We start from the raw sequence: 8,686 nt of genomic DNA, 5'->3' as shown, positions 1-8,686 counted from the left end.
CTATATCCACACCAGGGATGTCGATGCCGCAACTGCATCGCTGGAGAAAGCCGGCGGCACCGTTCACCGCCAGCCCGACGACATTCCGGGCGTCGGCCGCTTTGCCGTCGTCGCCGATCCGCAAGGCGCGACCTTCATGTTCCTGCAGCCGAACGGTCCCGACCAGCCTGTCGTGCCGGCCAGCACGCCGGGCCACATCGGCTGGCACGAGCTTTACACGTCGGACTGGAAAGCCGCGTTCGATTTCTATTCCGACCAGTTCGGCTGGGTCGACGCCGGCGATTTCGACATGGGCCCGATGGGCACGTACCAGACTTTTACGGCCGGCCCCGAATCCGGCGGCGGCATCATGAACAAGCCCGCGCAGATCCCGGTCCCGGTCTGGCAATTCTACTTCAACGTTGCGGCCATCGACGCGGCGGCCAAACGGGTCACCGACAATGGCGGCAAGATCCTGATGGGGCCGATGGAGGTCCCCGGCGGCAGCTGGATCGTGCAGTGCCAGGACCCGCAAGGCGCGCACTTCGCCTTGATGGCGCCAGTCCGCTGACGGCGATCGAACACCGCTGACACAAAGTGCGGGCTTTCATCGGACCACCGATGAAGGCCTCTCCCCCTGCCTGGCGCCGCCTCATTCCGGCGCCAGCACCGCAACCTTCAACTCAGCTTTTTTCGCGCCGCTGAACTGGACGGTGGCCGGGCCGGGCGCAAGCTTGAAGCGCACGCTCTTGCGGATGCCAGGGCATGTTTTCACGCCACTATAGCCCGCCGACTTGATGGCCTGGCCATCCTGGATGACATCGATCCAGGCCTCCCCCGAGAGACTTATCTGGATGGCTCCCTCGGATGGCACCTCCACGCTGGCGATGGCCCCGAAACTGTCTGATGCCGGCGCACGTTCGGGCGCTACCGCAAAACCGGCTTTCTCTACCGGCACCAGCGCCAGGTCCGCAGCCGCACCAACCGCCAGTGCCGCTCCGGACGGCGTTGCCGGTGCCGCGGCAAACAGGGTCTGCTCCCGCGTCACGGGCCACTTGAAGGCCTCACAGCCGGCGTCCTCGGCCATGGCAAAGCTGGTGCCTGCAAGAATTGCGAAGAGGCTGATGGCGACTTTTTTCATGGCAAAGGGAACCCACATTTCTAGAGTGGCCGCACTAATACAACCACAACGATATAAATGCAACCTTGGCGGGAAAAATATGAAGGGTCAAGCTGGGGACATTTTCAATCACCGATTGTTGACGCCAGGCCATGGGAAGTGAATGGTCCATTCCTGGGCGATAATCTATGGGCCGGACGGATTGAAAATGGAGTCATTATGAAGCTTTTCGAAAGCCTCTCCAGATACCAGCCGCAGGCGCTCGGCGTGTTGCGCATCATGACCGCGCTGCAGTTCATCGAGCATGGCAGCCAGAAACTGTTCAACTTCCCCGTCAGCGTCGATCCCCACGCCCTTTCCGGGCTGACCACGACTGCCGCCATCCTCGAATTCTCCGGCGGCATCCTGCTCGCGCTGGGCCTGTTCACGCGACCGGTGGCATTCCTTCTGGCCGGCGAAATGGCGATCGCCTATTTCATGGCGCACATGCCGCGCGACTTCTTCCCGGTCAACAATGGCGGCGATTCGGCGATCTCGTTCTGCTTCATCTTCCTCTATCTGGTGTTTGCCGGCGCCGGCGCCTTCGCGCTGGACAGCCGCCGCAGCGCCTGACGCCAGAAAGAGGATGCGGGCCTGGTGCATGTCGCCCAAAAGTGCCCAGCGGTTTTGGGACAACGACATCCACAAAACAGGAATCTGAAGCGCATCGGCGAAGCCGAAGCGCTTCAAGCACGCATCCGTTCGAAATTGGCGTCGAACAGCGGCACCGCCTGAATGCGCGCCGCATGGCGCTTGCCCAGCAGCTCGATCTCGAAGCCGTCGCTCTCATCAGCGATCTCCTTCGGCACATAGCCGACGGCGACGGATTTCTTCGAATGATGCGCATAGCCGCCCGACGTCACCCAGCCGCGCACCGCACCATCGAACCAGATCGGCTCATCGCCAATGACATCGGCATCGTCGGCATCGACGATAAAAGCGCGCAGGCGCAATTTGCCGCCCTGCCTGCGCTCGGCCAGCGCCGCGGCCTTGCCTATGAAATCGGCGTCCTTGCCGTAAGCAACGAAGCGGTCGAGCCCCGCTTCCAGCGGCCCGTAGATCGGCCGGTACTCGCGCCCCCATGAGCCGTAATTCTTGTCCAGCCGCAGCGCATTGAGGGCGCGCGAGCCGAACAGGCCGATGCCGAATTCCCCGCCCGCCGCCATCAGCGCTTGATAGGCGGCGCGCTGGTATTCCTGCGCCACCCAGATCTCGTAGCCGAGATCGCCGGTATAGCTCACACGGCCGACCAGGCACGGCGCCATGCCGATATCCATCCGGCCAATGGCCATGAAGGAAAAGGCCGCATTGGAGACATCCGAGCGCGTCGCCTTTGCCAGCACATCCCGCGCCTTCGGGCCTGCGATCGACAGACCGGTGAGCTTCGCGCCCAGCGCCTCGATGCGGACCGATCCATCGTCAGGCAGGTGCTTCTCGAACCAGCGCATATGGTATTGCTCGGCGATGCCGGAGCCGGCGAGGAACCAGCCCTCGCTTCCGAGATTGGCGAGGGTGAAATCGCCGATCAGTCTGCCGTCTTCCTTCAGCATCGGCGCCAGCGTCATGCGGCCGGGCTTGGGCAGTTTGCAGGCAAGCATCCGGTCGAGCCAAGCGGCCGCTCCCTCACCCGTCACCTTGTATTTGGCGAAGCTCGAAATCTCCGACAGGCCGACACCGTCGCGAACTGTGGCGACCTCCTTGGCGACCTGCGTGAAATCGCTCGAGCGGCGCCAGGAGAATTCGTCCTTGACGCCTTCCGGCGCGTACCACAGCGGCACTTCCAGTCCATAGGCAACGCCCCATTGCGCACCCTTGGCCGACAGCAGGTCGTAGACCGGCGTCGTCTTCAGCGGCCGCCCGGCGGGCAGCTCCTCATTGGGGAAGCGGATCGAAAAGCGCCTGGAATAATTCTCGCGCACCTTGGCGTTGGTATAGGCCATCGTCGCCCAGTCGCCGTAGCGCGCGACATCCATCGCCCAGATGTCGGCGCCGGGATCGCCCTCGATCATCCAGTTCGACAAAGCGAGGCCGACGCCGCCGCCTTGCGAAAACCCCGCCATGACACCGCAGGCGACCCAGAAGCCCGGCAGGCCACGCACCGGCCCGACCAGTGGGTTGCCGTCGGGCGCGAAGGTGAAAGGCCCGTTGATGATCTGCTTGATGCCCGTGTTCTGGAAGGCCGGGAAATGGCGGAAGCCGACCTCAAGCGACGGCGCGATGCGGTCGATGTCGGGCGCCAGCAATTCATGGCCGAAATTCCATGGCGTCTGGTATTCGGACCATGGCTTGTTGGCCTTTTCGTAAGTGCCCATCAGCATGCCGCCGCGCTCCTGGCGCAGGTAAAGCTCGCCGTCGAAGTCGACCGTGTGGATGATCTCGGTGCCGGTCTTGGCGTTCCAGGCGGCGACCTCCGGCATATCCTCGGTGATCAGGTACATGTGCTCCATGGCCAGCACCGGCAGTTCGAGGCCGACCATGCGGCCGACCTCGCGCGCCCACAGGCCGCCGGCGTTGACGACATGCTCGGCCACCACCTCGCCCTTGTTGGTGATGACCCGCCACAGCCCGTCAGGGCGCCGCACGATGTCCTCGACCTTGGTGAAACGCTCCACTTCCGCCCCAAGTTTCCGCGCGGCCTTGGCATAGGCGTGGGTGACGCCGGAGGGATCGAGATGGCCGTCCTCTTTGTTCCTGACCGCGCCGACGAACTGCTTGGGATCGAGCAGCGGCATCAGTTCGGCCGCTTCGTTGGGCGAGATCTCCTCGAGCTCTATGCCGAGATAGCGGCCCTTGGCGACGACGCCGCGCAGCCAGTCGAGCCGCGCCTCGGTCGCTGCCAGAAGCACGCCACCGGTCAGATGCACGCCGGTCGCCTGGCCGGAAAGCTCCTCGATCTCCTTGTAGAGATTGATCGTGTATTTCTGCAGCTTGGCGACGTTGGGGTCGCCATTGATGGTGTGCATGCCCCCGGCCGCGTGCCAGGTCGAGCCTGAGGTCAGCTCGTCGCGCTCCAGCAGGACAACATCGGTCCAGCCGTGGCGGGCGAGATGGAACAACACGGAGCATCCGACGACGCCACCGCCAATGACCACGACCTTTGCATGCGATTTCATGGATTTTTTCTCTGATATCAGTGAGTTGAATGGGTGAATGGATTCAAGCTGGGAACGATCACGGCTCTCCCTGCCCGATCGCTTCCTTGCGCCTGGCCATGTAAGCCTCTAGCGCCTCGCGCACGGCGATATCCATCACCGGCTCGACATAGTCCTCCAGCGCTTTCTTCCACAGCCGCGTTGCGCGTGCCGTGGCGTCGAGGCCGCCGGCTTCCTGCCAGGCTTCGTAATTCTGCCAGTTGGACAGCATCGGCTGGTAGAAGGCAGTGGCGTAGCGCTCCAGCGTGTGCGGCTCGCCGAAGAAATGCCCACCGGTTGGCACCGCACCCAAAGCCTCGACGGCGAGTTCCGCCTCATTGACTTCGATCGGGCGCAAGAACTCCATCATATGCTGGATCATCTCGACATCGATGATGAGTTTTTCGAACGACGCCGTCAGCCCGCCCTCCTGCCAGCCGGCGGCGTGGTAGACGAGGTTGCCGTGGCCGAGCACCGCGCCCCACAGTGCCATCAGCGTCTCATAGGCGCCCTGCGCATCGGCGGCGTTGGAGGCCGAGCCCGGCGTCGTGCGGTAGGGCAGCCCGTAGCGCCGCGCCAGTTGCCCTGACGCAATGTTGGCCTTGGTGTTCTCAGGCGTGCCGAAGGCCGGCGCGCCCGACTTCATGTCGACATTGGAGGTGAAGGCGCCATACATGACCGGCGCGCCCGGACGGACAAGCTGCGTCAGCACGACGCCGAACAGCGCCTCGGCATTCTGCTGCGCCAGCGCCCCGGCCAGCGTCACCGGGCTCATCGCCCCCATCAGCGTGAACGGCGTCACCGCCACCGACTGGCCGAACTCGGCCATGGTCATCAGGCCTTCGGCCATCATCTCGTCGAAGCGGCGCGGCGAGTTGACCGAGATGATGGTGGTGATGCCGGGATCGTCGCGCATCTGGTCGAGCGTCAGCCCACGCGAAATCGCCATCATCTCGATGCCGTCCAATGCCCTGCCCCGGCCGATCGCCGAGACGTGGAAACTCTTGTCGGTCAGCGTCAGATTGGTGAAATAAGTGTCGAGATGGCGGGAGTTTGCCGGCAGCTCCACCGGCGCGCAGACCTGGTTGCCCAGCATGTGGATGCAGTTGAAATGCTGCGCCAGCCGTGTGAGATCCGAATAGTCGCGCAAATTGCCGGCGCGGCGGCCGCGCTCCATGTCATGGACATTGGGCGGCCCGGCAACGAGGGTGAAATTAATGGTGTTGCCGCCCAGATGAACCGCGTTGGCCGGGTTGCGCGGCGTCAACACATAGCTGGGCTGCGTGGTCTTCAGCACGTCTTCGATCAGGCCGCGATCGATGCGGACATTCGCTGAGGCATGGTCGACCCTGGCGCCGGCCTTCTCGAACAGCGACAACGCCCGCGGGCTCATCACCTCGATGCCGAAATTCTCCAATATGTGCATCGACGCCTGATGGATCTGCTCGATCTGATCGGGCGACAGCATGGCCATTGGCGGATAGGGATTGGTCACCCGCCTGAGCGGCAGTTGCGGAATGGCCGATGGCCCCCGATTGCTGGTGCGCTCGGCGCCGCGTTTGCGTCTTGGTTCGTTCATGCCTGGCATCAAAGCCCCGGCAAACCAGGTAAGCTGTCATAAATACGCCGTTTGCGGGCGTGATTTTAGCCACGGCGGCATCTCCGCAGTATCCATTTATAGAATACGACGAAATATGTCGGATTGTTGATATGGGATTTCCTCGAGCGACCGCTCGGGCGAAGCGTTAATGGACGCTGCAAGATTCCCTTTATGATTTCGGCCTATTGCTCTGCCGATGCGTAGTTCGAGTTTTAGTAAAATTGGTGCGGTTTGCGTGTTGCTGGCGCTTTCGGCCTGCGCCACGCCGCCCAGCCACATCAACAATGTCTGCGCCGTCTTCGACCAGAATGACGGCTGGTTCGACAACTGGCAGTCTGCCGCCGAGCGCACCCAACAGAAATATGGCATCCCCGTTCCCGTACTGATGGCGACGGTGCGCAAGGAATCGGGCTTCAAGAGCAATGCAAGGCCGCCGCGTACCAAGCTGCTCGGCTTCATTCCGTGGAAGCACGTCTCCACGGCCACCGGCTTCTCGCAGGCGCTGGACGGCACCTGGTCGCAATATCAGCGCGAGACCGGCAACTGGGCGGCGCGGCGGACGAAATTCGCCGATGCGGTCGATTTCGTCGGCTGGTATCATTCCAAGACATCTGACACCTACGGCGTCGCCCGCAACGACACCTACAATCTCTACCTTGCCTACTATCTCGGCTGGACCGCCTATGGCCGCGGCAACAGGGGCGATGCCGGTGTGCAGGGCTATGCCCGGGCCACCGACAAGATGGCGCGGGACTATGCCCAGCAGTTGAGCGAGTGCGGGAACTGACCTTGCCGCATCGTTGATCTCGATCTTCGGACGGTCAGCTCGGCCTTTTACCGCGCGGACGCTTTGGTGGGGTGCCAGCAAAACCGGGGCCATCGCCATGCGGCGCGTCGTCCGGCATACCTTCGTGCGCGGCGTGTTCCTTGTCGAACTTGATCACGGGCTCCATCTTGGCCAGCACGTCGTCGGAGAGCCAGCACAGGCTCATATGACCGTCGCCGAGATGCTTGACCGGCGGCACCTTGGTCTCGCAGAGATTGTCCGGCACCAGCTTCTTGTAGCCGCAACGGGTTTGGAACGGACACCCGGATGGCGGGTTCATCGCCGACGGGATGTCGCCTTCCAGCACGATGTGCTTCTTCACGACACTCGTGTCGGCGATCGGAATCGCCGACAGCAGCGCCTCGGTATAGGGATGATAGGGTGGTGCGAAGATCTGGTCGGTCGTGCCTTGCTCGACGATGTAGCCGAGATACATGACGACGACGCGGTCGGCGATGTAGCGAACGACGGACAGATCGTGGCTGATAAACAGCATCGTCGTCTTGTTCTTGCGCTGGATGTCCATCAGCAGTTCGGTCACCGCCGCCTGCACCGACACGTCCAATGCCGAGACCGGCTCGTCGGCCACCACCTCCTTGGCGTCACCGGCAAAGGCTCGCGCCACGCCGATGCGCTGCTTCTGGCCGCCCGAAAGCTGACGCGGCTTGCGGGTTTCGAATGCCCGCGGCAGCTTCACCAGGTCGAGCAGCTCCAGCATGCGCTTGCGGCGATCGGCAACCGTCTTGCCGACATTGAACTTCTCCAGCGTGCGGATGATCTGCGAACCGACCGAATGGCTGGGATTGAGCGTGTCGAACGGATTCTGGAACACCATCTGGATCGACGACACCGTGTCGACGCTCCGTTTGTCGATCCCCGTCGACTGGATTTCCGTGTTGCCCAGCGTCACCGTGCCGGCACTTGCCGTCTCCAGCCCGAGCAGCACCTTGGCCAGCGTCGACTTTCCGCAGCCGGATTCGCCGACGATGGCGACCGTCTCGGATTCGCGCGCCATGAACGAGATCGTCTCGTTGGCCTTGACGACGCGGCCCTCGCTCGAGCCGAACACCTCGCTGCCGCCGACCCTGTAATATTTTCTGAGGTCCTCGATCTTGAGCACCGGCGCGCCGGGCATGACGCGCTCATTGACCTTCTTGGCACCGGGTGGCAGCGCTTCCCAGTCGATCTCGTTGAAGCGCACGCAGCGCGAGAAATGGCCTTCGTGACCAGCGACCTCGATCATCGGGATTTCGGCGGCGTTGCAGACACCCTCGACGAAATGGTGGCAGCGAGGGCCGAAATTGCAGCCCTTGGGCCGCTCGTGCGGCAGCGGCAGCTGTCCGGGGATGGAGATCAGCGGCCGTGAGTTCTTGTCGGCGCCCGGCAGCGGGATCGAGCGGAAAAGCCCCTGCGTATAGGGGTGGCGCATCCGGTCGAACACGTCCTTGATCTTGCCGGTCTCCACCGCTTCGCCCGAATACATCACGGTGATGCGATCGCAGGTTTCCAGGATCAGGCCGAGATTGTGCGACACGAAGATCATCGACGTGCCGAACTTTTCGCCCAGCCCCTTGACCAGATCGACGATGCCCGCCTCCACCGTCACGTCGAGCGCCGTCGTCGGCTCGTCGAGCAAAAGCAGCGCCGGCTTCGACAGCAGCGCCATGGCAATGACGATGCGCTGCTGCTGGCCGCCGGAGAGCTGGTGCGGATAGGAGCGCATCATACGCTCGGGATCGGGCAATTTGACCGAGCGCACCATATCGAGGGCGCGTTTATAGGCCTCTTCCTTCGACACCTTGTCGTGGATCAGCGGCACTTCCATCAGCTGCTGGCCGACTTTCATCGCCGGGTTCAGGCTCGCCATCGGCTCCTGGTAGATCATGGCGATCTTGTTGCCGCGGATGGAACGCAACTCCTCGTCGGAGAGTTCGCCCATGTCCTTGCCCTGGAACTTGATCTTGCCGCCGACGATCTTCCCGATGTTGGAG

At 63.0% G+C, this 8,686-nt stretch carries 7 protein-coding genes; 3 read left to right on the top strand and 4 right to left on the bottom strand.

What is annotated here, in order from left to right; all coding sequences use genetic code 11:
• The coding region (locus EN991_RS13265) for a VOC family protein (RefSeq protein WP_127368915.1) at positions 1-550 on the top strand (550 nt) is incomplete at its 5' end.
• 81 nt (positions 551-631) lie between these two features.
• Here the strand turns inward: EN991_RS13265 and EN991_RS13260 are convergent.
• Positions 632-1,120: a hypothetical protein gene (locus EN991_RS13260; RefSeq protein WP_206519202.1), complete on the bottom strand. Its 489-nt coding sequence runs from the start codon at positions 1,118-1,120 to the stop codon at positions 632-634.
• 198 nt (positions 1,121-1,318) lie between these two features.
• Between EN991_RS13260 and EN991_RS13255 the strand changes: the two genes are divergently transcribed.
• A complete protein-coding gene (locus tag EN991_RS13255) occupies positions 1,319-1,711 on the top strand; it encodes a DoxX family protein (RefSeq protein ID WP_127368914.1) in 393 nt (130 codons plus the stop codon).
• A 113-nt stretch (positions 1,712-1,824) separates the two neighbouring features.
• On the opposite strand, the gene EN991_RS13250 is transcribed toward EN991_RS13255, so the two are convergent.
• Both EN991_RS13250 and EN991_RS13245 read right to left on the bottom strand, forming a co-directional pair.
• Complete coding sequence (locus EN991_RS13250) at positions 1,825-4,251, bottom strand: FAD-dependent oxidoreductase (protein WP_127368913.1); 2,427 nt, start codon at positions 4,249-4,251, stop codon at positions 1,825-1,827.
• A gap of 58 nt (positions 4,252-4,309) precedes the next feature.
• Positions 4,310-5,848, bottom strand: a complete 1,539-nt coding sequence (locus EN991_RS13245; RefSeq protein WP_024501515.1) for a trimethylamine methyltransferase family protein — start codon at positions 5,846-5,848, stop codon at positions 4,310-4,312.
• Positions 5,849-6,065: 217 nt separating this feature from the next.
• On the opposite strand from EN991_RS13245, the gene EN991_RS13240 reads away from it, so the two are divergent.
• Positions 6,066-6,656 carry a transglycosylase SLT domain-containing protein gene (locus tag EN991_RS13240; protein WP_024501516.1) on the top strand — a complete coding sequence of 197 codons (591 nt, stop codon included), beginning with the start codon at positions 6,066-6,068 and terminating at the stop codon, positions 6,654-6,656.
• Positions 6,657-6,690: 34 nt separating this feature from the next.
• Here EN991_RS13240 and EN991_RS13235 read toward each other — a convergent pair.
• The coding region (locus tag EN991_RS13235; RefSeq protein ID WP_164769021.1) for an ABC transporter ATP-binding protein at positions 6,691-8,686 on the bottom strand (1,996 nt) is incomplete at its 5' end.

Source organism: Mesorhizobium sp. M7A.F.Ca.US.005.03.2.1 (genome assembly GCF_003997795.1).
In the GTDB taxonomy this organism is placed as follows: Bacteria; Pseudomonadota; Alphaproteobacteria; order Rhizobiales; family Rhizobiaceae; genus Mesorhizobium; species Mesorhizobium ciceri.
Note: the sequence above shows the minus strand (reverse complement) of the source record. Positions and strands in the feature narration are given on the sequence as shown.